28 protein-coding genes are annotated in these 24,123 nt (G+C 70.9%); all 28 read left to right on the plus strand.

The window, feature by feature from the left end; translation table 11 throughout:
- Positions 1-58 precede the first annotated feature (58 nt).
- The 28 genes from BGP79_RS16670 to BGP79_RS15910 all read left to right on the plus strand — a co-directional run bounded on the left by BGP79_RS16670 (position 59) and on the right by BGP79_RS15910 (position 24,110).
- A complete protein-coding gene (locus tag BGP79_RS16670) occupies positions 59-214 on the plus strand; it encodes a hypothetical protein (protein ID WP_158067206.1) in 156 nt (51 codons plus the stop codon).
- On the plus strand, positions 211-948 hold the full coding sequence (locus BGP79_RS15775; RefSeq protein WP_076697390.1) for a hypothetical protein: 738 nt from the start codon (positions 211-213) through the stop codon (positions 946-948). The genes BGP79_RS16670 and BGP79_RS15775 overlap by 4 nt, the downstream gene beginning before the upstream one ends.
- Entirely contained in the window at positions 945-1,382 is a 438-nt protein-coding gene (locus tag BGP79_RS15780; RefSeq protein ID WP_076697393.1) for a hypothetical protein, read from the plus strand. Before BGP79_RS15775 ends, BGP79_RS15780 begins: the two co-directional genes overlap by 4 nt.
- On the plus strand, positions 1,382-1,861 hold the full coding sequence (locus BGP79_RS15785) for a hypothetical protein (RefSeq protein WP_076697396.1): 480 nt from the start codon (positions 1,382-1,384) through the stop codon (positions 1,859-1,861). The genes BGP79_RS15780 and BGP79_RS15785 overlap by 1 nt, the downstream gene beginning before the upstream one ends.
- Before the next feature lie 638 nt (positions 1,862-2,499).
- Positions 2,500-2,952, plus strand: a complete 453-nt coding sequence (locus tag BGP79_RS15795; RefSeq protein WP_076697402.1) for a hypothetical protein — start codon at positions 2,500-2,502, stop codon at positions 2,950-2,952.
- 280 nt (positions 2,953-3,232) lie between these two features.
- Positions 3,233-4,426: an HNH endonuclease gene (locus tag BGP79_RS15800; protein ID WP_076697405.1), complete on the plus strand. Its 1,194-nt coding sequence runs from the start codon at positions 3,233-3,235 to the stop codon at positions 4,424-4,426.
- Positions 4,423-4,767 carry a VRR-NUC domain-containing protein gene (locus BGP79_RS15805; protein WP_158067208.1) on the plus strand — a complete coding sequence of 115 codons (345 nt, stop codon included), beginning with the start codon at positions 4,423-4,425 and terminating at the stop codon, positions 4,765-4,767. The genes BGP79_RS15800 and BGP79_RS15805 overlap by 4 nt, the downstream gene beginning before the upstream one ends.
- Complete coding sequence (locus BGP79_RS15810; protein ID WP_076697408.1) at positions 4,767-5,540, plus strand: hypothetical protein; 774 nt, start codon at positions 4,767-4,769, stop codon at positions 5,538-5,540. The genes BGP79_RS15805 and BGP79_RS15810 overlap by 1 nt, the downstream gene beginning before the upstream one ends.
- Complete coding sequence (locus BGP79_RS15815; RefSeq protein WP_076697411.1) at positions 5,537-5,770, plus strand: hypothetical protein; 234 nt, start codon at positions 5,537-5,539, stop codon at positions 5,768-5,770. Before BGP79_RS15810 ends, BGP79_RS15815 begins: the two co-directional genes overlap by 4 nt.
- A gap of 132 nt (positions 5,771-5,902) precedes the next feature.
- Positions 5,903-6,217, plus strand: a complete 315-nt coding sequence (locus BGP79_RS15820; RefSeq protein ID WP_143588473.1) for a hypothetical protein — start codon at positions 5,903-5,905, stop codon at positions 6,215-6,217.
- 201 nt (positions 6,218-6,418) lie between these two features.
- On the plus strand, positions 6,419-6,838 hold the full coding sequence (locus BGP79_RS15825; RefSeq protein ID WP_076697417.1) for a hypothetical protein: 420 nt from the start codon (positions 6,419-6,421) through the stop codon (positions 6,836-6,838).
- A 13-nt stretch (positions 6,839-6,851) separates the two neighbouring features.
- Positions 6,852-7,481, plus strand: coding sequence for a P27 family phage terminase small subunit (locus BGP79_RS15830; RefSeq protein ID WP_076697420.1), 630 nt, complete (start codon positions 6,852-6,854; stop codon positions 7,479-7,481).
- Between the two features lie 15 nt (positions 7,482-7,496).
- Positions 7,497-9,233: a terminase gene (locus BGP79_RS15835; protein ID WP_143588474.1), complete on the plus strand. Its 1,737-nt coding sequence runs from the start codon at positions 7,497-7,499 to the stop codon at positions 9,231-9,233.
- 22 nt (positions 9,234-9,255) lie between these two features.
- Entirely contained in the window at positions 9,256-10,563 is a 1,308-nt protein-coding gene (locus BGP79_RS15840; protein ID WP_076697426.1) for a DUF935 family protein, read from the plus strand.
- Positions 10,560-11,861, plus strand: a complete 1,302-nt coding sequence (locus BGP79_RS15845) for a head maturation protease, ClpP-related (protein WP_076697429.1) — start codon at positions 10,560-10,562, stop codon at positions 11,859-11,861. The genes BGP79_RS15840 and BGP79_RS15845 overlap by 4 nt, the downstream gene beginning before the upstream one ends.
- 3 nt (positions 11,862-11,864) lie before the next feature.
- Positions 11,865-12,218, plus strand: a complete 354-nt coding sequence (locus BGP79_RS15850; protein WP_076697432.1) for a capsid cement protein — start codon at positions 11,865-11,867, stop codon at positions 12,216-12,218.
- 10 nt (positions 12,219-12,228) lie between these two features.
- Positions 12,229-13,155, plus strand: a complete 927-nt coding sequence (locus tag BGP79_RS15855) for a hypothetical protein (RefSeq protein WP_076697435.1) — start codon at positions 12,229-12,231, stop codon at positions 13,153-13,155.
- Between the two features lie 2 nt (positions 13,156-13,157).
- Positions 13,158-13,523, plus strand: a complete 366-nt coding sequence (locus tag BGP79_RS15860; RefSeq protein WP_143588475.1) for a hypothetical protein — start codon at positions 13,158-13,160, stop codon at positions 13,521-13,523.
- Between the two features lie 14 nt (positions 13,524-13,537).
- Positions 13,538-13,981 (plus strand): Gp19/Gp15/Gp42 family protein, encoded by a 444-nt coding sequence (locus tag BGP79_RS15865; protein ID WP_076697441.1) that lies wholly within the window; start codon positions 13,538-13,540, stop codon positions 13,979-13,981.
- Complete coding sequence (locus BGP79_RS15870; RefSeq protein ID WP_076697444.1) at positions 13,978-14,595, plus strand: hypothetical protein; 618 nt, start codon at positions 13,978-13,980, stop codon at positions 14,593-14,595. Before BGP79_RS15865 ends, BGP79_RS15870 begins: the two co-directional genes overlap by 4 nt.
- Positions 14,595-14,870 (plus strand): hypothetical protein, encoded by a 276-nt coding sequence (locus tag BGP79_RS15875; protein ID WP_076697447.1) that lies wholly within the window; start codon positions 14,595-14,597, stop codon positions 14,868-14,870. The genes BGP79_RS15870 and BGP79_RS15875 overlap by 1 nt, the downstream gene beginning before the upstream one ends.
- Complete coding sequence (locus tag BGP79_RS15880; RefSeq protein WP_076697449.1) at positions 14,870-15,286, plus strand: hypothetical protein; 417 nt, start codon at positions 14,870-14,872, stop codon at positions 15,284-15,286. Before BGP79_RS15875 ends, BGP79_RS15880 begins: the two co-directional genes overlap by 1 nt.
- A gap of 60 nt (positions 15,287-15,346) precedes the next feature.
- Entirely contained in the window at positions 15,347-16,021 is a 675-nt protein-coding gene (locus BGP79_RS15885) for a hypothetical protein (RefSeq protein ID WP_076697452.1), read from the plus strand.
- 119 nt (positions 16,022-16,140) lie between these two features.
- Positions 16,141-16,377 (plus strand): hypothetical protein, encoded by a 237-nt coding sequence (locus tag BGP79_RS15890; protein ID WP_076697455.1) that lies wholly within the window; start codon positions 16,141-16,143, stop codon positions 16,375-16,377.
- 43 nt (positions 16,378-16,420) lie between these two features.
- A complete protein-coding gene (locus BGP79_RS15895) occupies positions 16,421-16,759 on the plus strand; it encodes a hypothetical protein (protein WP_076697458.1) in 339 nt (112 codons plus the stop codon).
- A gap of 71 nt (positions 16,760-16,830) precedes the next feature.
- Complete coding sequence (locus BGP79_RS15900) at positions 16,831-17,193, plus strand: hypothetical protein (RefSeq protein ID WP_076697461.1); 363 nt, start codon at positions 16,831-16,833, stop codon at positions 17,191-17,193.
- A 39-nt stretch (positions 17,194-17,232) separates the two neighbouring features.
- Positions 17,233-23,256, plus strand: a complete 6,024-nt coding sequence (locus BGP79_RS15905; protein ID WP_076697464.1) for a transglycosylase SLT domain-containing protein — start codon at positions 17,233-17,235, stop codon at positions 23,254-23,256.
- Positions 23,253-24,110 carry a hypothetical protein gene (locus BGP79_RS15910; RefSeq protein ID WP_076697467.1) on the plus strand — a complete coding sequence of 286 codons (858 nt, stop codon included), beginning with the start codon at positions 23,253-23,255 and terminating at the stop codon, positions 24,108-24,110. Before BGP79_RS15905 ends, BGP79_RS15910 begins: the two co-directional genes overlap by 4 nt.
- The last annotated feature ends 13 nt before the right edge of the window (positions 24,111-24,123 follow it).

Below are 24,123 nucleotides of genomic sequence, written 5' to 3' on the forward strand. Positions count from 1 at the left end.
TGTGCGAGTCGTGCAGCAAGCCGATCAATCCGGCGACGGGCGAGTGCCCGGGGTGCTCGTGAGCGTCCCGCGGCGGGAGGACGGGCGGGGCGTGTGCCCGGTCTGCGGTGAGCAGAAGGCGATCCAGACGATCGCGGACGAGTGCGAGGCCCGGCACGCCGCCGAGGCCGAGCAGAGCAACAACGAGAACGGAACGAGAGGGGAGCGGGCATGAGCGTCACGATCGACGTGGACACCCGGGATCTGCGGCAGGCGCTGACGGCGGTGCTGCCGCACGCGGGCACCGACGAGAACGTGCAGGACCACCACCGGGTGTACTTCCTGCCGGCACCGGACCAGATGCTGGTGTGCGCGACGAACGGGTGGTCCGCGGGCATGGCCACCGTGTCGGTGTACGACCAGGACGGGCTGACCGCGGACGCGGAGACCGACGCGTTCACCCTGATGCCGGGCACGGCGCGGGAGCTGCTCGGCTTGTTCCCCGCGTCGTCGCAGCGGGACGAGAACGACATGGGCGGCGCGCTGCGCTTCACGATCACCGGTGAGGACCTCGTCGTCCTCGACGTGTCGGGCCTGTGGCCCGGCAAGGAGCTGAAGCTGCCGGGCACGAACAGCTACGAGACGGTCCTCAACCTGCCCCTGACGTTCCTCCGCGCCGTCGCAGCGCCCCGGGCGCTCCCGGGCCGGGTGCCGACGAACGGGAAGCTCCTGAAGGCGTTCACGTCGGCGGCCGCCGCGTACGGCAAGCCGCTGGTGATCGAGCCGACGGGGCGGACCACGAGCATCCTGATCCGCTGCGGGGCGAGCTTCCTCGGCCTCCTCACCCCGACCCGCTTCGACGACTACGAGCAGACCGAGCACGACACGTGGGCGGACGCTTGGCCGGACCGCCTCGACGGTCCCGCCCGCGGCCTCCGCCAGCCCCAGAAGGACGGAGCAGCAGCATGAGCACCATCCGAGAGTTACAGCAGCTCGCCTACGAGCAGTCCGCAGCTAAGGGCTTCCACGATGACGAGCCGACCGACCCGCGTGAGGTCGCCTGGCTGAACGGCCAGCGCATCGCACTGATCCACTCCGAGCTGTCCGAGGCGCTCGAGGAGCTGCGCAGCGGCCACGCTCCGAGCGAGATCTACTATCCGAAGCCGTGCCTCCCGGACTCGCTCGTCGCCGAGGTGGGTGTCGCTCGCGCCGAGGAACTCATGGAGCGCAACTCCGCCGGCAAGCCCCGCAAACCCGAGGGCGTTCCGGCCGAGATGGCCGACGTCGTGATCCGCGTCATGGACTTCTGCGGCGCGAACGGCATCGACCTCGAGGCCGCCATCACCGAGAAGCTCGAGTACAACGCCACCCGCTCGCACAAGCACGGCGGGAGGGCGTTCTGATGGCCGGCGGCCGGTACGCCGAGGGCACGTCCGTCGACTCAGGGCGCTCGCGGCAGGAGATCGAGAAGACGCTGGCCAGGTACGGGGCGACGTCGTTCGCGTACGGGTGGGAGCCGACCCGCGCCGTGATCCAGTTCGAGATCGACGGCCGCCGGGTGCGATTCGTGCTGCCGATGCCGGACCGGCAGGAGCGCCGCTTCACGCACACCCCGACGACGGACAAGCCCCGCTCCTCGTCGGCCGCGGAGAACGAGTACGAGCAGGCCGTCCGGCAGGCGTGGCGGGCGCTCGCCCTCGTGGTGAAGGCGAAGCTCGAAGCGGTCGCCGCCGGCATCGTCACCTTCGACGAGGAGTTCCTCGCCCACTTGGTCCTCCCGACCGGGGAGACCGTGTTCCAGCACGCCGGCGAGGCGGTCCAGGCGTCGATCGCCACCGGCCGACTCCGCCCCATGCTGCAGTTGGAGGCCGACGATGCATGACCCGATGACCATGGTGTGGAGCGTGCGCCTGCCGATCCCGTCGAGAGTGTGCCGGATGACCTCGCTGCAGAGGTCTTCGCGCCGCAAGGGCTGGTCCTGGCCTTACGTGAGGGTGGCCGGCCGCGAGCTCTACTTCGGTCACGCCCTCATCGACGTCTGGCACGTCGAGCCGGGCGGCCGTGACGCCGGCGAGGTGTGCCGTTACCGGGATCACTGGAAGCACCCGGGTCACTGGCGGCTCCGCTACCCGATGGCGCACAGGCTGCAGAGACGCCTGTTCACGGTGTGCTCCTGGTGCAGTGAGCCGGGATCGAAGGGGGATTCCGTGAACACCGGCCACGGCTGGGACGAGGACCACTCGCCGGCGCACTGGTGGCAGTCGGAGAGGGGGCTGTACCACTCGGCGTGCAGCAGCGCACAGCATGCACACCAGATGTGCAGCTGTAGGACACCCAGTCCGAACCCCGCCCCGGGTCGCCACGCCTGCACTGTATGCGGGCTGTTCCTCAAGTACGACGGCAACCCGGAGCGCGACGTCTACCGGCTGACGAAGCGACTTGTTCTACCCGGTCGCCGCCCCAGCCCGGAGGCACGGGACGCCATCCGAACCGCATGGGAAGAGCAGCGGAGGTCCGGCCGTGGCTGACCTCCGCAACGTCGTGCTGCACCTGCAGACGGCCGCGGTCCGCGCGGAGCGGGAGGCCGCTTCGTCGACGTCTTCGGCTGACCGTGAGTTCTGTGAGCAGAGGGCCGCCGAGTTCGTGCTTGCCGCCGCGGCCCTGGAGCAGCTCGCCGGCCAGCCGATGGTGCTGTCCGTCCGTGCCGCGCTCGCGGACCGGAACCCCGAGCCCTCAACGGCGCTGGACCGGATGCTCGCCGACCCGCCCCGTCGGGCTCACGAGGTGGACAAGACCTATGACGAGAAGACGGACGCCTGGGACCGCGTCGGCGGCGACATCGTCCTGACCAATCCCGAGTGCCGAGCCGACAAGCACGACAGCTGCGACGGCCGCGGATGGAACGAGACGCGGGACCGGTACGAGGGCTGCCCGTGCGGCTGCCACAAGACGCACGTGGGCGGTCGGTCGTGAGCTCGCGGCTGGTGTTCACGTGCGACGGCTGCGACCGCCGCTACGCGGCACACACCGCCGACCGGTCCGCCGCCGCGGCTGAGGCACGGAACCACGGCTGGTCCATCGGCTGGGCCGCGGACCGCTGCCCAGCATGCAAACCAGAGGAGGTCTGGACGCGGCGCTCGTCGAGCACGGAGACGTCGACGCCTGCCCAGACCCATGACCACCAGCCGCGCGGCCCGCCCACGCGCACCGACCCCTGATCGCGCTACCGCACCCAACCAGGAGGAGAGACCTCGTGTTCTTCCAAGTCGACGACCAGTTTCAGGTGAACGCCAAGGCGCAACACCTGGCACGCGAAGCGATGATGAAGAGCATCGACGGACTCGCCGCCCTCGGAGTGTGGACGATGGCCGGCTCCCTCTGCCAAGCGAAGCTCACCGACGGCGTCGTCACAGTCGAGGATCTCGTCTCGATCCTCCTGAATCACGACGTCGCCCTCGCGCTCGCGGGCAAGCTGGTGGCCGCCGGCCTGTGGCATGCGCCTGGTCATTCCTGCGACCGGTGTGACGTCGTGCCCGACGGGGCGTGGCGGTTCCACGACTGGTATGCGATGGGCTACGACCAGGGCGCCGCGGTGAAGCTGAAGCGGCGGAAGGCCGCGGAGTTGAAGGACCCTGCTGTGCGCGCAGCGGTGTGGGCCAGAGACGCCGTGGACGCCGCCAACCCGACGTCGGCGCACTGCCGGTACTGCGGGACCCTGGTGAAGCAGAAGGACGGCCGCAGTGAGAGCCGCCCCGAGCTGGACCACGTGGACCCCCTGGTGGTGTGCGGGCCGTCGAACATCGTGGTCGCGTGCCACACGTGCAACCGGGCGAAGGGCAACCGGACCCCGGAGGCAGCTGGGATGACGCTGCTACCTGCCCCCCGCGGCTCGTCCGCTGAACCCTCGCCTCGATCACCGCTCAGCGTTGCTGGTCGGCAGAGGAGTTCGCACGAGCCGTCGGGCGCGGCGGAGAAGCCGTCTCCTGCTGCCGAGCACGCCGGCGATCGCACCGGACCAGACCGGGAACCACCCCCGATCACACCCGGAACCACCCCCGATCACACCCCGGACCACGCCTCGGGAGCTATCCCGGGCGCACGTACGCGGGCGGCAGGGCAGGGCAGGGCAGGGGAAGGTTCCGTTGAGGTACCGGCTGGGTCGGGCAAGGTCAGCCCGACCCAGCCCACCTCATCGTCTGGTCGGAAGCGTCGTCGCCGCCGTCGTGCTCGTGGTGAGTCCAGCCAGGTGAGTGAGCAGGTGGTGAGCCAGGAACAGGGCCCAGCCCGTGAACCCGGCCGGGCTGGGTCTGCCCCACCCGTCCCGGTCGACGGCCGGTTCGGGTCACCGTTCCACGGGCAGCACCGCCGGGTCGACGACCCTGACGATGCGCGCTGCGGCGAGCACGGCGAGCACCTGCCGTGCCGGCGCTGCCGGGTGGACCCGTGAGCGGGCCGAACCCGCTCGAGCGGGCGGTGCTGGCCTGGCCGGAGGCGGAGTTGCAGTCGAACGTGGTCGCGCTGGTCAAGGCGCTGCGGGGCCGGTACTTCCACGTCTACGACAGCCGTCGCAGCGTTCCGGGCTACCCCGACCTGCACGTGTGGTTCCCGAACTGCCGGCACCCAGTCGGGCTGTTCCGGGAGTTGAAGACCGAGCGGGGCCGACTGTCCGACGAGCAGGCAGTGATCATCGAGCAGTTCCGGGCGTGCGGGTACGACGTCGGGGTGTGGCGGCCGCGGGACTGGGTGAGTGGACGGATTCAGAACGAGCTGCGGGAGGCGGCAAGGTGATGGTCGAGGAGAAGAAGCCAGTGCCGGGCGAGCGGCTGTACACCGTCGTCGTCGACGGGCGGGTGCGGCGGCTGCCGTACACCCTGGCGAAGAAGGCGCTGCTCGTGCCGCGGGGCGCGTGCCGGTCGGGCCTGCACCGCGGCGAGCCGCCCGAGGCCGAGCGGGGCACGTGGTGGTGCACGACGTGCACGGATCGGGTGCGCGGGTGGTTCCGGGAGATCGCTGACGCATGGCCTCAGCTGCAGGAGCTGGTGTTCACCGGGACCGGCGAGAAGCGGGAGGGTGGCCGCGCGACGGTGACCGGTTCGCCGGCGCCGCTGGACGTGTCCGTCGTCGACGTCCTGGTCGACGTCGAGCAGTGGATGCGGGACCAGGCGGCCCACCTGCTCGAGGACCGTCCGAAGGCGCAGCTGCCGGATGACCGGTCGGGCGGGTCGCTGGCGCAGTGGTTCGCGTGGTGGCATGTGCTCTACGTCGCGACGCACCCGGAGGCGTCGCTGGCCGAGGCGCTGCCGACAGAGGTGCAGGAGCGTGCCGCGCAGGTGCGCCGGGTGACCGAGGCGACTGGCCGACGCCGCGAGTGGGTCGGCCGACCGTGCGCCGAGATCGTCTCCACCGTCGATGAGCTCGGCGACGGTGCGCGCGTGCACTGCCGGCTCCCGCTGTACTTCGTGCACCCGGGGTGCGAGGCCGACGACGTGCAGCTGGAGCTGAGGTGCGACGCCGGCCACAGGACGCCGCTGCCCACGACGACGACGAGGAAGCCAGCGTGAGCGCTTCGGCAGGGTGGCTGACGGCAGCTGAGGTGGCGAAGCTGACGGGCCGGTCCGTGTCTGCGGTGTACTTCGCGGCGTCGAAGCACGGGTGGCGGCGTGAGCGATCTCGGACGGTGCGGTACGCGTCCGCCGACGTGGTCGCCACATTCGGCCAGGAGATGGCCGCGACACGCCGCACAGAGGCCGTCAAGCGACACCTGCTCGCGAAGTACGGGACAGTGCGCTAAGGTCTGAGACTGATGGTGGTGTAGTGCACCCGAGGGAAGGCCGGACGCTGATGCGCCCGGCCTTCGCTGTGTGTGCTGCTCTCCAGAGGCCGAGGAGGCGAGTGCGATGTAGGTGCTCCGGAGGTGGTCGTCGTGGACAACGGTCTGACGATCCCGGCCTGGTCGGGACGACGCCGCGCCGAGGCGTTGCGCCTGGTCAAGGCGATCGGCCGGCGCACCAACGCGCCGTGCTGCATCTGCGACCAGCCCATCGACTACAGCCTGGAGTACCCGGACCCGTGGTCGTGCTCGGTGCAGCACCTCAAGTCGCGGTTCCTGTTCCCTGCGCTGACGTGGGACCGCAGCAACTGGGCGCCGGCTCACATTTCGTGCAACAAGTCGGCCGGCGCGGGTGAGGCATCCGACGTCGCGCCCGCCGGCCTCGGGGTGACGTCGGACGACTGGTGACCCGAACCTGTGAGGAAGCTGGGAAATCCTTAATCTGACAGATTAGGGGCGACCGTGCTCGTCGAGGTGTTAGCCGGAAAAAATCCAGCTCGGCGACCGGCCGGCCTCTCCGCGCCGCCACCGACCTCTCCCCCCGGCGCTGACGTGCCGAAACGCTGCATAGCTATGCAGAGTTGCCGCGAAAACGGACCCGGGGGTGCCATGCACGACCGTCGAGCGATCCGCAGCGAGCACGCCGAGGGCGGCACGATCCGCGGGATCGCGCGGACTCGAGAGGCGTCGCGCAACGCGGTGCGCCGGGCGCTCGTCACCGGCGCGCGGGAGCGGTACTGGCGGCCATCGGCGACGGAGGACGCCGAGCCTGGCGTCCGTGACGTCCTCGCCGACTACCCGCACATGAAGACGTCGGACGTCGCCGTCCTGATCGGCTGGGATCGCTCCTACCGGGCGCTGGCCGTGCTGGTGGCGAGGATCCGCCCCGAGTACACGGAGGGCCGGGCGCTGCGCGCTCGCCCGATGTCGTCGCTGCGCCGCGGCCGCCTGGTCGCAGTGGGGACGCTGCAGGCAGGGAAGGTGGTTCGCTGTGGCCAAGCGCGTGCAGGAGCCACCGCAGCCGGTTGAGCCGCCCGAGGGGATGCCAGCCGACGTCGCCGGGGTGTGGCGGGAGATCGTCGCGTCGAACGACCTGGCCGGCCGGGTGGACCGTGCCGCGCTCGAGGCGTTCGCCACCCTGGTCGCCCGCATGCGCGAGGCACGGGACCGGGTCGCCGAGGAGGGCCTCATCGTCGAGGACTCCCGCGGCCGGACCGTCCCGCACCCGGCGCTGCTCGTCGAGCGGCAGACCGCGGAGCAGATCCGCGCCTGGGGCGACCGGTTCGCTCCCCTGGTCAAGCCGGTCCGCCGCCGCGGGTACATGGCCGACGCCACAGCCTCGGCGATCGCCGGGGCGAAGCACCTGCAGGATGAGTCGGGCAAGAAGTTCGCCGGCGCGGTCGCCGCGGCGAAGACGTTGGCGTGGCTGATCGACGAGGCGCAGCGGACGAGCATGGACGCGCTGATGAAGGCGTCCTCGACGTCCGGCATCGTGCCTTCCTACCTGAAGGTGTGCGCCGAGCTGCAGATCACGCCGGCGTCCGTCGCAGACGCCGTGGGAGCCACCGGCAAGGGCAAGCCCAAGTCCGGGGGTACCGGCGGCCGCCGTGGCCACCTGCAGGCGATGCAGGGCGGCGCGGTCGGCGTCGCCGGCGCGAGCACGGGGGCCTGACCGGTGACCACGGCGATGCTCGTGGATACCGGCCCCGGCACCCTGTACTACGAGACCGTCCACGACGGCGACGTCGCGCTGACCGACACCGGGACACGGTACGGCTGCGCCGAGCCGCGGTTGAGCACGCCGCCGCTGCGGCCGCTGACGCCGGAGACGTCGATGGGGTTCTCGGTCATCGAGTTCGCCACGAACATCCTGCGCGTCACGCTGATGCCGTGGCAGCGGGCCCTGCTGATCCGCATGCTTGAGCTCCGGCCAGATGGCGGGCTCCGGTTCGCGACGGTCGTCGTGCTCGTGGCCCGGCAGAACGGGAAGAGCACGCTCTCCCAGGTGCTCGCGCTGTGGTTCATGCTCGTGGCCGGCTGGCCGCTGGTGCTGGGGACGGCGCAGGACCTGGAGACGGCCGAGGAGGTCTGGGAGGGAGCGGTCAGCCTCCTCGAGGACAGCGACGACGAGGACGACGACGATGATTCCCTCGCGGATCTCATCTCGCGTGTGGTGAAGGTCAACGGCAAGAAGTCGCTAATCCTGACCAACGGCACCCGGTACAAGGTGAAGGCCGCGAACCGGCGCGCCGGCCGAGGGTTCTCGGGCAACCTCGTGCTGCTCGACGAGCTTCGCGAGCACCAGAACTGGCTCGCGTGGGGCGCGATCACGAAGACCACGCAGGCTCAGGTGTTCTCCCTGATCCTGGCCCTGTCGAACGCCGGTGACCTGACGTCCGTGGTGCTGCGCTACCTGCGCAAGATGGCGCACAAGGCGATCGGCGACCCGGACGGGATCTGCAAGGACGACGACGACCTCGGACCGACGCAGCTCGACCTCGAGGACGACGGCGACGAGGGCGACTCCGCCGACGACTGGGCGCAGGACGGCGAGTCGCTGGCCGTGTTCGAGTGGTCCGCCGCTCCCGGCCTGAGCAAGTGGGACCGGGACGGCTGGGCGCAGGGCAACCCCGCGCTCGGCTACCGCATCAAGGAGCGCAAGATCGCCTCAGACTGCCGGATCGACCCCGAGTGGGTGTTCCGCACCGAGGTGCTGTGCCAGTGGTCCGACGGCGTCGTCGACGGGCCGTTCCCTCCGGGGTCGTGGGAGAAGGGCGTCAACGAGACGACCGAGGGCCCAGACGACAAGCTGGTGCTGAAGAACGACGCGGACCGCATCGTCGGCGACGTATGGGCGTGCGTGGACACCGCGCACGACCGGGAGCAGACCTACATCGCGTTCGCCGGCCGCCGCGCCGACGGAGCCGCCCAGGTCGAGGTCGTCGCCGGCCGCTACGGCCAGGACTGGGTCAAGGCCTGGCTGATGGACGACAAGCGCCGCGGCCGCATCAAGGCCGTCACGGGCCAGACCCGCGGCGCGCCGGTCTCGTCGCTGATGTCGAACATGGCCGAGGACGTCGCTTTCACGATCCCGGTCCGGGAGTGGGCGGGCTCGGACATCATGGGCGCCTTCGGCGACCTGTTCGACGCCGTCCGGGACGTGAAGGTCAAGCACAACCCGCAGGGCCCGCTCGACGCCGCGGCGAAGGTCGCGGTCACCAAGGCGCTCGGTGACGGCAAGGCCCTGGACCGGCAGCACTCGCCGACCGACATCGCCCCGCTGGTGGCGTTCGAGGGCGCGCTGTGGCTGCTCCTGAAGTACAAGCCCCCGCCACCGCCCGCATCCGCCCCGCCCATGGCGGTCACCACCGATGACGACGACGACGAGTACGGCACCGCGGACCTGATGACCATGGGCTTCTGACTCAGACGGACGGGGGTGCGCCGTGGCGGATTCGACCTCGGAGAAGGGCTACTCCTCGGGTGCATCGGCATGGTGGGCCGCCCCAGACGAGGAGGAGACCCCGGAACTCCGGTGGCCCCACAACGTCGAGGTCTACGACCGGATGCGCCGCCAGGACGCCCAGGTCATGTCCGTCATGCGGGCCGTCACCCTGCCGATCCGGCGCACCGCGTGGCGGATCGACCCGAACGGCGCTCGCGACGAGGTGGTCGCTCTAGTGGCGCACGACCTCGGGCTGCCGGTCGTGGGCCAGGGCGAGGAGCAGGTGCTCCGCACCCGGGACCGCTTCTCGTGGCCGGACTACCTGCGGCTCTCGTTGCTCAAGCTCACGTTCGGGCACTCGTTCTTCGAGCAGGTGTACCGCATCGACGAGCAGGGCTACGCGCGACTGCGGAAGCTCGGATGGCGGCCACCACGGACCATCAGCAAGGTCGACGTCGCCGCCGACGGCGGCCTGGTCGCGATCGAGCAGCACGGCGTCGGCGTCGGCGCCGACGCTCGCATGGATGTTGACCGGCTCGTCGCCCACGTCAACGACCGCGAGGGCGGCAACTGGCTGGGTGCATCCCTGCTGCGGCCGGCGTACAAGTTCTGGTTGCTGAAGGACCGGCTGTTGCGGATCCAGGCGCAGACCGTGGACCGCAACGGCATGGGCGTGCCCGTCTACGAGTCCGCCGAGCAGCCGAAGGAACTTGAGCCGGAGAAGCAGATCGAGCGCCAGAAGGACGAGCTGCGGGAGGGCAAGCGGCTGGCCCAGGGCTTCCGGTCCGGGGACAACGCCGGCGCCGCCATCCCGAACGGCGCGAAGCTGACGCTGAAGGGCGTCGAGGGCAACCTGCCCGACGCCGAGAAGCCGATCCGCTACTACGACGAGCAGATCGCCCGCGCCGTCCTCGCCCACTTCCTGAACCTCGGCACCGAGACCGGGTCCTGGGCGCTGGGTTCCACGTTCGCGGACTTCTTCACCCTGTCGCTGCAGACGGTGGCCATGGAGATCGCGGACACCACCACGCAGCACGTCGTCGAGGACCTGGTCGACCAGAACTGGGGCGAACAGGAACCGGCCCCGCGTGTCGTATTCGACGAGATCGGGTCCCGGCACCCCGCCACCGCCGAGGCGATCAAGGCACTCGTCGACTGCGGCGCGATCACCCCCGACGAGAAGCTCGAGCAGTGGTCGCGCGGGACGTTCGGCATGCCGGCCGCCGATCTGGAAACGCGTCGGGAGCCTCCGGCCAGCAGCAACCCGCCAGCGCCGAGCACGAACGAGCCCCCACGGAGGGAACGATGACTGAGCCCCGATACCGCTTCCGCGGCGGCGTCCGGCCCGCAGCCGGCCTGCGCGCCTCCATCCTCGCGTCCCCAAACGAGGACGGCACCGCAACCCTGGCGATCTACGACCCGATCGACAGCTGGGGCGGCGACTGGGGCGTCTCGGCGAAGGAGTTCACCGCGGCGCTCGCGGCCCTGCCGGACACCACCACCGAGATCCGCCTGCACCTGAACTCGCCCGGCGGCGAGGTGTTCGAGGCCGTCACCATGCTCAACCAGCTCCGTGCGCACCCGGCGCGCGTCGTCGCCGTCGTCGACGGCCTGGCGGCCTCCGCGGCCTCGTTCCTCGCCGCCGGCGCGGACGAGGTCGTCATGGGCCGCAACACGCAGCTGATGGTCCACGACGCCTCGGGTCTCGTCATCGGCAACGCCGGCGATATGCATCAGATGGCCGGCGTCCTCGACAAGCTCTCCGACAACATCGCCTCGATCTACGCCGAGCGCGCCGGCGGCGAGATCAAGGACTGGCGGGACGTCATGCTCGCCGAGACCTGGTTCACCGCCGAAGAAGCCGTCGCGGCCGGCCTCGCCGACCGCGTCGACACCGGCGATGACGCTGCCGCCGGCACCGAGCCGGCGCCGACGAACCGCTTCGACCTGTCGATCTTCGCCCACGCCGGCCGCGCCGACGCGCCCGCCCCGCGGATCGCGGCGCGCCACCGGCCCAGTGGGAACGCCAAGGGCGGCATCTTGCCGCCGCTGCCCGCCTCCGTGCGCGCAGCCCTCACGCCTCCGGCCGAGCCGGCGGACATCACCACCCCCAACCAGGAAGGAACCGGTGCCATGCCGGACATCACCCAGGGGCTCCGCGATCGGCTCGGCATCTCGGCCGACGCCGACCTGACGGACGAGCAGCTGCTCGCCGCCGTCGACGAAGCCCTCGACGAGCGGGCCGGAGACCAGCCCACCGCCCGCACCACGGTCCCCGAGGGCGCCGTCCTCGTGGACCAGGCCGAGTACGCCGACCTGCGCGCCGCTGCCCAGGAGGGCCGCGAAGCCCGCCAGCAGCAGGCCGCCGACCAGCGCAACGCCATCGTCGACCAGGCCGTCCGAGACGGGCGGATCCCGCGGGCTCGGGCCGACTACTGGCGGAACCAGCTCGAGGCAGATCCGGGCGCGGCCGACGTGCTCGGCAGCTTCGAGAAGGGCGGCGCGCTGCCGCTCAACTCCCACGGGTACACCGGCGGCGTGGACGAGTCCTCGGACGACGACCGCCTGTACTCGAAGATCTACGGCGACGACAAGAAGGAGGCCTGAGCCATGGCGGACTACCTGCCCCTGTTCCGTGCCGGGGAGAGCCCCACGCACGCCGTCTCGGCCGCCGTGACCGGCGGCCAGCTGGTCGAGGTCACCGGCGACCGCGTCGTCGGCCCCGCGACCGCCGACTCGGCGAAGGTCGTCGGCGTCGCCAGCGCCGATACCCCGCTCGGTGAGCGCGTGGCCGTGTTCCGCGGCGGCGTCCAGCGCCTGACCGCATCCGGCGCGATCGCCGCCGGCGACCGGGTCGCCGCCGCGGCCGACGGCAAGGTCTCCACCACGGGCACCAACAAGATCGGCACCGCGCTCGCCGCGGCCGCCGACGGTGCCCTCGCCCCCATCCAGATGGACCGCTGAGGAGGATCCTGTGGCATACACCTACCCCGCGCCTCCGGCGACCGTCACCCAGGGTGGCACCGCCGTCGAGACGCACCAGTTCCTGCGGACGCCCACGCTGATCAGCCGGCGTCTGCAGACCCTGCTCGCGCAGAAGTACATCGCGGACTTCCTGCTGCCGGCCCGCTTCCAGGCCGTCGGCGGAGCGATCCTGTACGAGACGGGCGAGTCGATCTTCCCCGACGACGACCCCGAGGCGATCGCCCCGCTGGGCGACTACCCGAAGACGGTCATGTCCGCCGGCGAGCTCGCCGCGGCGAAGACCGTCAAGTGGGGCCGCGACACCGAGGTGTCCGACGAGTCGATCGCACGGATGCAGATGAACCCCGTCGAGCGGGCACTGACGAAGCTGGCCAACGGCAACGTCCGGTACGTCGACTCGGTCGCGCTCGGCGTCATCGCCTCCAAGCTCACGCAGACCTACACCGGGTCGGGCTGGACGTCTGCGGAGGCGATCATCGACGACGTGCTCGGCGCGAAGGCGAAGGTCGAGGAGGACAACGTCGGTGAGGGCTTCGACCTCAGCGTGGTCGTCCTCAAGCCGACCCAGTACGCCAAGGTGATGGCGAAGCTGATCGTCGACGGCCTCCTGCCCCGCGAGGCGGCGAACCCGCTCAACAGCGGCCAGTTCCCGAACTACCTCGGGCTGACGTGGACGACCACCACGCACTCGCCGGTCTCGGACCCGCTGCTCGTGGACAACATGCAGCTCGGCGGCATGGCCGACGAGGACCTGCAGTCGCCGGGCTACACCCGCTCCCGCGGCGGGGTCGGGGTCGAGGTCAAGTCCATCCGCGACGATGACATCGACGGCTGGAAGCTGCGCGCCCGCCGCGTCACCGTGCCCGTGGTCCTCGAGGGCCGCGCGGGTGTCCGCATCACCGGAACGGGGGTCTGATCGTGGCGACGACGAAGCAGCATCGAGTGAAGGCGGCGTGCGCCGTGGTCCCGGTCGGCGGGTCCGAGCGGTACCTCTACCGTGGGGCGATCCTGCCCGACGGCGTGAAGGCCGCGGACCTGAAGCGGTTCACGGAGCTCGGCCTGATCGAGGAGGTCGACATCGTGACCGCCGTGCTCGAGGAATCCGACCCCTCGACCACGTCCGACGGGCAGAACGCCCCGGAGACGGCCGCCGAGAGGAAGGCGCGCCTCGCCGCGGAGAAGGCGGAGGCCGACCAGGCCGCGGCGGACAAGGTGGCGGCCGAGAAGGTGGCGGCCGAGAAGGCGGCTGCCGACGCCGCGGCCGCCAAGGCCGCCGGCAAGTAACGGGAGGGGGCGTCATGGCGGAACGCGCCGCACTGGCCACGGCCGACAACGTCGCGAACGCGTGGCGTCCCCTCACCCCGGCCGAGCAGGCCCGCGCGGACTACCTGGCCGGCTTCGCCTCCCGGCAGCTGCGCCGGCGCTGGCGGGATCTCGACGACCGGCTCGCCGACGGCCGCCTCGACAGCGAGGACGTCCGCGACGTCGTCGTCGGCATGGTCCTGCAGGCAATCGAGCTGACCCCCGTGATGGGCGCCCGCTCGTGGCAGATCAGCTCCGGCACCGAATCCCGGCAGGTCACCCTCGCCGCCGCCGGCGGCGACCCGAACCGGATGGAGATCGTCGACTGGATGCTCGACATCCTCGACCCGGCGCGCTCGCCGGTGGTGCCGCTGTTCTCCATGCCGCCGTCGGGCCGGTACGAGCGGATCTTTCGTGAGTGGCCGGAGGGCGGGCTGTGACCTGGTGGGGTCTGCACACCGAGGGCCTGACGGTCGTCGGCGACGGCGGACCGGACCGCGAGGTGTTCGGCTACAACGTCCAGCAGGTCAGCGCCGGCGGGGCAACGGCGGTCGGCGTGGAGTCGGTCGCTGCGACCCGTGTGCGCGTCTCAGGGCCGTCAACGGACGCCGTGATCGACGGAGCCACGGTCGTGCACCGCGGGACCGTCTACGAGGTCAACGGCCCGCCGGCGGTGTTCGGCTCCGGCGTGCTCGATCACGTCGAGTTCGAGCTGATCGAGCGGTTCCCACCGAAGTGGCTGACGTCCGTCGTCGTGGTCCGCTCCGGCGGCCGCGACGCGCGCGGCAACCCACGGCCCGCGCAGCGGATCCCGGTAGACAGGTGCCTGGTGCGGTGGACGGGGTCAGGCGACCTGGTCGACCGGACGGACGTGTCCACGGGCACCGCGGTGCTGTACCGGCGCCGCTCGTCGTCGTTCGCGTTCGTGCCGACGGACCGGATCGAGATTCCGGACAGCGCGCTCGTGCCGGGTGTCTGGGCGGTCGATGGGGCGCCGAAGCTCTGGCCGAACTCGGTCGAGCTCACGCTGAAGAAGGAAGCGGGGTCGACCTGATGGCCAAGGCCTACCGTCCCGACAATGCCGGCCTGAGCCGTGTCGCCCGCTCCAGTCAGATGCAGGCCGTGTGCCTGGACATCGCGAAGCAGATCGCGAGCTCGGCCAACGAGTCCGGCCGGTCCACGTACGAGGCCGCTGCGGAGAAGGTCCGGACCGGCTGGAAGAACGAGGCCCGCGCCGGCGCCGTGGTGCGCGAGAAGACGCACCACGTCAAGGACTCCCTCGACAGGCGCCTGATCGAAGTCACCAACCTGATGGCAAGGAGGAAGTAGTGCCCGCCGACGTCCTCGTCTTCCCGAACACTCGCGCCGCGATCACCGACCTGATCAACGGCACGATCCACCTCGGCGAGAAGGTCACCGCGGTGTGGTGGCTGCCGACCAACGACTACGGCCAGCTGGAGGGCCCGTACCCGCTCGCTGTGGTCACGGCCCTGCCCGGCACCCAGGGCGACTACGACCGCGTCGACCGGATCACGCTCGAGGTGTACGCGCCGGGCGAGGACGCGGTCAACACCCTGGAGTCGATCACCGGCGTCATCGTCGGTGACGGCATCGAGACGGAGGACGGCACCTACCTCGACGAGGTCGGCGTGCTCTCCACCCCGGTGGATACGCCCAGCCAGTACGCCTCCGACACGCTCAACCACGCCGTGGCGACCTACGAGGTCACCGTCCGGCCCCTCTGATCCCGCCCGGGACCACCACCACCAGCACCTCCCCGAGACCCTTGAAAGGGGTACTTCGCCATGCCCACTCCCGCTGAGCTGCAGCAGTCGGCCGACAACCGCTCGCTGATCCGCAAGATCAAGAAGGCGATGGCCTTCGTCGGCGGCGACGACGCCGTCCTGCCCGAGACCCTCTTCGAGACCGCCACCTCGCTGGTGGACCTGAAGGAGGCCAACTACAAGTCCCTCGGCATCGTCACCGCCGACGGCTGGACGTTCGGCCGCGACGTCTCCAAGGAGGACGTCGACGCCCTCGGCTACGCGTCCCCGGTGCGTTCGGACACCACCGCGGTGGCCCGCACGGTGTCCTCGACGTTCCTCGAGCACGGGCGCCGGCACATGCTCGAGATCGCCTTGGGCACGGACCTGTCCGATGTCGAGCAGGATCCCGTGACCGGCGAGATCGTCTTCGACGAGCAGGACCTGCCCGTCGACAAGGAGTACAAGCTCGTCATCCTCGGCGTCGACGGCCCGGCCGACAACCAGTGGCTGGTCGGCCGCGGCTACGGCGCGGCCAAGGTCGCCTCCACCGACGACGTCTCGTGGGGCAAGTCCGACCCCCTGCAGAACGCCATCACCTGGGACATCTTCAACGACGAGCTGACCGGCACCCCGACCCGCCACTACCTGGGCGGCACCGGTGCGCTGAAGCAGAAGGACGCTCTCGGCTTCAAGCTCGCCGCCGCCGGCGCCTGACCGGCCGGCGTCACCGACTGGTGGGCCGTCTTCCTTTCCGGGTGGGGGGAGGCGGCCCACCGGCACGCCGCTGTGCGTGCCGTTCCCATCACCGCCCGGTCACCGAGGGAGGAACCCCCATGGCGAAGAAATCCACCGAGCAGGACGCCGGCCCGACGAAGGTCAGCCTGTCCAAGGGCGACGTCACCGTCGAGACCACCATCCCCGGCGAGGTCGCCGAGCTGAAGGCGAACGGCTTCACCGTCGACACCGGCACGAAGACCAACGCACCGTCGACGTCGGGCGCCTCCGCGTCGTCGGACTCCTCGCGTACGTCGCGCACGTCGTCGACGTCGTCGGGCACCAGCGACAGCTGACCCACTCCATCCATCCGTTCCACCACCACCCGGAGGAAACACCATGGCTGACAAGCCGAGCAACATCACCGCGACCCTGAAGTCTCTCGCTGCCGAGGCGGGTGACCCGGACCCGTTCAAGATCTCGCTGTCCGACAGCAAGGTCGTCACGTTCCCGGACCCCCTCGCGATGGATCCCGACGAGGCCGAGATCTTCATTGAGGAGCTGCAGACACGGAAGCCCAGCTACGTGCTGGCCAAGTGGCTGCCGGCCGAGGACGTCGAGGCGATCCGCGCGCAGAAGCTGAACTACCGGCAGCAGCGCCACCTCCTGCAGAGCGTCGTCCGCTACTACGAGGGCGGCCTCGCTGACGCGGGGGAAGGGCCCGGCTCCGCGCGCTGATCGGCCGGTTCCGCGGCGATCTCCGGTATGACCTGCACACCAAGTGCGGTGTTGACCTCGCGGAGTGGTACGTGGGCAGGCGGTGGGCTGGTCTGCTCGAGCTGATCGACAGGCTGCCTGCCGCCTCCCACTACAACGACGCGGTCGTCAACGATCCGGAGATCGCCGCGGAGTTGGCGAAGTTGCCGGAGCCCACTGAGCCGTGGGCCCCGCGGGTCGCAGAGTTCGATCTGACCGCCAAGCTCCTGACGGATGTCCTCGATGCCGTGAAGGTTCTCACCGCCACGACCATCGCCGCAGCGGGTGAGAAGCCGGACCGGCCGGAGCCGTCGGCTCGCCCGCACCCGCTCCTGCTGAAGCTGAAGGAGGAGCTCGATCGCCAGTGGGCGGTCGAGTTCGCCGCCCTGTTCGGGTTCGACGAATCGGACCTCTGACCAGCGATCACAACTGAATCACATGACGGGGGGTGGCCCATGCCTGTTGTCGGTCTCGCCGAGGTCCTGGTCACCCCCGTGTTCACCGGCGCCCAGGCGAAGATCTCCAAGGAGATCGACCGCTCGGCGTCCACCGCTGGCCGGTCGGCCGGCGCCCGCATGGGCACCGGCCTGGCCGACGGCTTCAAGGACGAGACGAAGGGCTTCGAAGCCGAGGTCGCTCGCCTGGAGACCGCGGTCACGAAGTCGCAGGACCGGGTCGCGGCGGGCAAGACGAAGCTCACGGCGGCGTCGGCCGCGGAGTCGAAGGCCCTCGGTGATCTGCGGGTGGCGGAGCTGCGACTGCAGGAGGCGCGGGACTCGTCCTCGGCGAAGGCATCTGCGGTCGCTACGGCCGAGGAGCGGGTGAAGACGACCCGTGACCGGGTGTCGGCTGCAACGTCGAAGCGGGAGACCGCCGAGCGGGCACTGACGAAGGCTCACGCCGAGCTGGACTCGGTGCAGAAGCGCTCCACCGCGGCGTCCCAGAACCTCGAGACGCACCTGCGCAACGTCGGCAACGAGTCCGCGACGACGGAGCGGAACGTGACCCGCCTCGGCGCGGCACTCTCCCGGATCTCCGCGCTCAACCCGTTCTCCGGCCTGTCGACGAGCATGCACCGCGACTCGGACCGCATCAGCAACGACCTGACGCGGATGGCGCAGCAGGCGTCCCTGTTCGGCAACGGCGGCGGGAAGGCTGTGGCTCGGGCCGCCGGGCTGATGACCGCTGGCCTCACGGCCGTGGGTCCGGCCGTCGGCGCCGCCGGCGCAGGTCTGATCGCCGGAGCGGGCAACGCGCTGACCTTGGCGTCGTCCCTCACGTCCCTGGGCGGGGTCGCCGCCCTGATCCCGGCCGGCCTGATCTCCGTCGGCGCGGGGGCCGGGGTGCTGGCGACGGCGTTCCTCGGCGTCGGTGACGCACTGAAGGCTGTCAACGACCAGCAGTCCGTGTTCGTGGCCAACCCGCGGATCGCAGCGATGGCCGTGCAGGACGCGACCCAGGCGATCACCGTGGCCGAGCAGAACGCCACTCGCGTCCAGGTCGACTCGTCGCGCCGCGTCTCCGACGCGAAGCGGTCCCTGCAGGATGCGATCGCCGGCGCCGCTCAGGCCGAGCAGGACGCGGCGAAGACGTCGGAGCAGGCCGCGCGCCGGGTGAGCGAAGCGCAGCAGTCGCTGCAGGACGCCGTTGACGCCGCAGCCCGCGCCCAGCAGGACGCGGCGAAGGCGTCGGAGCAGGCCGCCCGCCGGGTCCAGGATGCCCAGCGCAACCTGACCGATGCAGTGAAGGCCGCCGCACGTGCTGAGCAGGACTCCTCCGACGCGATCGTCGAGGCGACCCGCCGGGTCCGCGACGCGAAGCTCGACCTGCAGAGCACCATCGAGTCCGTCGCCGACGCCCAGAAGGCCGCGGCCCGCGCGGTGCAACGCGCCGAACAGCAGGAAGCGTCCACCGCCCGCGACGTCACCAAGGCCCAGACGGAGCTCACGCAGGCCCGCGCGGCCGCGGCCGCGCAGGTCTCCGTCGTCGAGCAGCGCTTGCAGGACGCGAACCTGGCGGCCACGGACTCGGCGCTCGCGTACCAGGGCGCCATGGCCGCGTACAACAACGCCCAGCTCGACCCGGGCGCGGGAGCCGGTCAGCTCGCCCAGCTGCAGAACAACGCCGAGAAGGCGCGGGTCGCGAACGTCCGCGCCCAGCAGTCCGTCGTGGACCTGCGCAAGGAGCAGGCCAAGGCGCTCGCCGACGCCAAGACCGGCGGCGCCGCCGTTCTCGATGCCGAGCAGCGTCTCGCCGACGCCCAGCAGTCTCAGACCAACGCGGTCCAGGACCGGCAGGACGCCCAGCAGAAGGTCGTCCGCCAGCAGCGCGACGGCGCCCGCCAGGTCGCCACCGCCCAGGAGACCGTCGCCGACGCGGTGAAGGCGCAGAAGGCCGCGCAGACCGACGCGGGGACCAGCGCGGAGCAGTCCGCCCGCCGGGTCGCCGACGCGCAGCAGTCCGTCACCGACGCCGTGGACGCCCAGCGGGGCGCCCAGGCGGCCGCGGTGAGGGCTGCCGAAGACGGCGCCCGGCGGGTCGCGGACGCGCAGCAGTCGGTCACCGATGCCGTCGCGGCGGAGCGGGATGCCCGCGCCGAAGCGGTCAAGGCCGGGACCGACGGCGCCCGCCGGGTCGCTGACGCCCAGCAGGCCGTGACCGACGCGACTCGGGACGCCGAGCAGTCGCAGATGGACGCGGCCCGGGCGGTGGATCAGGCGTACCGGAACCTGGAGCGGGTCCAGCTGCAGCAGGCCGACTCGGCGGCTCAGGCCGGGTCGAAGGCCGCGCAGGCGATGGACAAGCTCACCCCGTCGGCACAGGAAGCGGTGCGCACCCTCCTGACCCTGCGAGACACCCTCGACGGGGTCCGCCGTATCGCGCAGGAGAACTTCTTCACGGGGCTCTCCGCGGGGGCCACGAACCTGGTGACCACGCTGCTGCCGCAGCTGAAGACCGGGGTCGGCGCGATCGCCACGGCCTTCAACGGGTCCGCGAAGCAGCTGCTGACCTCGGTGGATTCCGCTCTCGGCGGTGGGGTCCTGAACCAGCTGCTGCAGGGCGTGGCCACGAGCGTCACGATCCTGAACCGGGCGATCGACCCGATCGTGCAGTCCTTCGTGACCCTCGGCGTGGTCGGCATGCGCTACATGCCGCTGCTGGCGCAGTGGGTGGCGGACGTCGCGGCCCGCTTCAACAACTGGATCCAGGACACGGCCGCCGATGGGCGGCTGGTGGGCTGGATCGACGCTGGGATCCAGGGGCTGCAGGACCTGTGGTCGATCGCGGGTTCCGTGATCGGGATCTTCAACGACCTGTCCCGGGCGGCCGCGACCGGCGGCGCCGTCGCCACCCTCGGTGGCCTGGCCGCCGGGATGCGGGATCTGGACGCGGCGATGAGCGGCTCGGACTTCCAGACGACGATGTCCACGATCTTCGCCGGCGCGCAGCAGGGCGCCGACGGGCTCCTGAAGGCCCTCGGTCCGATCGGCGCCGCGTTCGAGCGTGGAGCCCGGGCCATGGCCGAGTTCCTCCGCCTCGGCGGGGAGATCGCCGGCACCTTCGTCGGCGGGGTCTTCACGGCCCTGTCGGACCCGTCGTTCGGTGCAGGCCTGACCGGCTTCATGGTCGACCTGCAGCACGGCGCGGAGGCCGTGGCCCCGCTGATGCCCGGCCTGTCCGACGCGTTCGGCCGGATCCTGACCGTGCTCGGCCCGATCGTAGCGCAGCTCGGTCCGACCCTGGTCGAGGTGTTTACCGGGATCGCCACCGCGGTCGGCGGGATCCTCACGGTGCTGCAGCCGACCCTCAAGCTGATCGCGGGCAGCCCGGTGGCCATCGGCCTGATGATCGGTGCCGTCGCTGCCCTGTCCGCGACGGTGGTCGGCCTGAAGGTCGTCGGCGGCATCATGAACGCCTGGACGGTGGCGACGACCCTCGCCACCGGGGCCCAGAAGCTCCTGAACCAGGCGCTCAAGGACAACCCGGTTGGCCTGGTGGTGACCGCGGTCGGGCTGCTCGTCGGTGCCCTGGTGTGGTTCTTCACCGAGACGGAGTGGGGCCGGAACATCGTGGCCGCCGCGTGGGCGGGCATCCAGGTCGCGATCGGTGCGGTCGTGTCCTGGTGGCAGACCACGGTGATGCCGGTCCTGCAGGTCGGCCTGCAGATCCTCGGCCGGGCGTTCACCTGGCTCAACGAGAACGTCATCCAGCCGGTGTTCCGTGGGATCGGCGCGGTGATCTCGTGGTGGTGGCGCAGCGTCGTCACCCCGGTGTTCTCCGCCGTGGTCTGGTACGTCCGCAACATCCTGGCCCCGGTCTACACGTGGCTCTGGAACAACGTCGTGGTGCCCGTGTTCCGGGGCATCGGCGCGGTCATCTCGTGGGTGTGGACCTCGATCATCCGGCCCGCGTTCTCGGCCCTGGTCGGCTTCGTCCGCAACGTCATCGCCCCGGCACTGGGCTGGCTGTGGCACAACGCCGTCGAGCCAACCTTCCGAGGCATCGGCGCAGTGATCTCGTGGGTGTGGACCTCGATCATCCGGCCCGCGTTCTCGGCCCTGGTCGGCTTCATGCGCAACGTGATCGCCCCGGCGGTCGGGTGGCTGTGGCACAACGTCATCGAGCCCGGCTTCCGTGGCGCCGGCGGCGCGATCTCGTGGGTGTGGGAGCACATCATCTCCCCCGCCTTCAACCTCCTGCACGACGCCATCACCAAGACGATCCCGAACGCCTTCCAGACCGGTGTCGCCGCGGTGAAGAAGTGGTGGGACGGGCTGCAGGACATCGCGAAGGCCCCCATCCGCTTCGTGGTCAATACCGTCATCAACGACGGACTGATCGGCGCCTTCAACACCGTGGCGGGCTTCCTGCCAGGCGTGAAGAAGCTCGACCGGGTCAAGCTGCCCGACGGGTTCGCCCGTGGCGGCATCCTGCCCGGACGGTCGACGTGGCGACAGGGCGATGACCAGCTCATCCAGGCTCGCCGCGGCGAGGGCATCACCATGACCGAGGTGCTCGCAGACCCGTACGAGCGGGCTCGCCTGCTGCACATGAACGCCGAAGCGCGGAAGGGCCGGTCCGCTGCGGCCGCCCGCGAGTCCTTCGCTTCACACGGACACGCAGATGGAGCGTTCGCTGCAGGTCCCCCGGGCGGTCCGTCCGGGGGCATCTGGTCGGCGCTGCAGCAGGCGGCCAGCGCGGCCGGCCACATCTACTTCCCGAAGCGGTCCTTCCTCGGTGTCGACACCGAGAAGGCCGCGAAGGCGTGGATGGGCCAGTCCGCTCTCGACGTCCGCGTCGGCGACGGCAACCCGGGCATCAAGCAGTACGTGCCCGGCGGCCCGGGCGGGTGGGGCTACTACTCCGGCGACACCATCTGGATGCAGCCCGGTGGCCCGAAGTCGTCCGGCGACAAGCTCGGTGTGCTGGTGCACGAGATGGGGCACGCCCTCTCCCTCGCGCACACGGCGCTCGCGGACACGTCGTCGGTGATGAACCCGATGCAGCGGGGCGGCAACTGGCCGCACCCCGGGGACTACTCGACGCTGCGCAGCATCTGGGGTAACCCCGGAGACGGCGTGAAGCGGTACTCGGCGTCCGAGGTTGGCATCGACGCTGGCGGCATGTTCAACCCGCTCACGGCCCTGGCCAGCCTGATGGAGGCGAAATTCCGGGCGGCCTTCCCCGCCGGCGGGATGCTCGCCGACGTCGCGATCGGCACGGGCAAGAAGCTGATCGACACCGCACGGGACTGGGTTGGCGATCGGCTCGGGTCCGTCGTCGGTGGCGCACAGCAGGTCATCACCGGCGCGGTGGACCGGGCGAAGGTCACCGCCTGGATGACCGAGGCGCTCATCAAGAAGGGCGAGCTCAACCCGGCCAACCTGATCTCCGGCGTCAACCGGGCGTTCAAGGAGTCCGGAGGCAACCCCAACGCGGTCAACGGCTGGGACGTCAACGCCAAGAACGGCGACCCGTCCCGCGGCCTGATGCAGGTCATCGGCGCCACCTTCCGGCAGTACATGGAGCCCGGGCACGGCAACGTGCTCGACCCGGTGGACAACATCCTCGCCAGCATCAACTACACCCGGGCCCGCTACGGGTCGCTGCAGGCGGGGTGGAACCTGCCCGGCGGGTACGCCGTCGGCGGCATCGTCGGCAGCCTTCTCGGAGCCACCCGGGCCCGCCCGGCACAGCCGCGCGGGTCGCTGGCGGATGCCCCGTTCAAGTACGACCAAGGCGGGGTGCTGTCTCCGGGCCTGTCCCAGGTGGTGAACCTGACCCGGAAGCCGGAGCACATCTTCACGGCCGGCCAGTCTGAGGCGCTGCAGCAGCTCGCCGCCCGGGGTGCTCGGCAGAGGGCCGCCGGGGTGCACATCGACCAGGTGATGCTGCCGCAGCGGGCGTCGGTCGATGACCTGGTCGACGCGCTCGGCTTCCAGCAGCGGGTAGCGGCGAGAGGGGGTGCACGGCGATGAGGTTCCGCTTCGGCGGGGTCGACTTCGGCGGCCTCAGCTCCCTGCTCGTCACCGGATTCGACCCGGGCGCTGCGGATGTCCGCGACGGTGACGCACCCCGACCCCAACGGGACGGGGTGCTCACCGGCCGCGACTACCTCGGCGGAGCGACGTGGGCGTTCGACATCATCACGAACACCAGGACGCTGGGTACCGCGCTCGCGGCGGCCGCGGCACTGGAGGCGGCGTGGAAGGACCGGAAGGTCCGGCTGTCGCCGTTGGCGGCGGTCCCGCTGTCGTACGAGATGGATGGCCGGTGGCGGCGCGTCTACGGGCGGCCAGGCAAGTTCGTGGGCCCGACCGGTACCGTGCGGGCGCTGCAGGGCGGAGGGTCGGTCACAGCAGACTTCCGGGTGACCAACCCGCTGTCCTTCGACGACGACCTGTCCTCGGTGACGCTGACGATCGTGCCGGCGTCCACCGGTGGCCTCGAGGCACCGCTGGTGGCCCCGTTGTCGACGGTCCGCTCCTCGGCCCCGCGCGCTGGCCTGGTGGTCAACACCGGGGACGCACCGTCGCCACTGGGCGTGACGTTCTACGGGCCAGTCACGGACCCGTGGGTGCGGGCAGCGGCCGGGTGGGAGGTTGGACTGACCGGGTCCCTGGCCTACGACCAGGCAGTGACGGTGGACCCGCTGGCGGGCACGGTGACCCGCCAGGACGGGGCGCCGGCACTGGGGATGCTGACTCGGGCGACTCGCCTCTCGGGTACCGAGCTCGCGCCGGGCGTTAACGAGCTCACGTTCGGCGGCACTGACCCGACCGGGACAGCGCGGGCGGTCCTCTCGTGGCGCAACGCCCACTACTCGATCTGATCTGAAGGAGAAG

This window comes from Tersicoccus sp. Bi-70, assembly GCF_001968825.1.
In the GTDB taxonomy this organism is placed as follows: Bacteria; Actinomycetota; Actinomycetes; order Actinomycetales; family Micrococcaceae; genus Tersicoccus.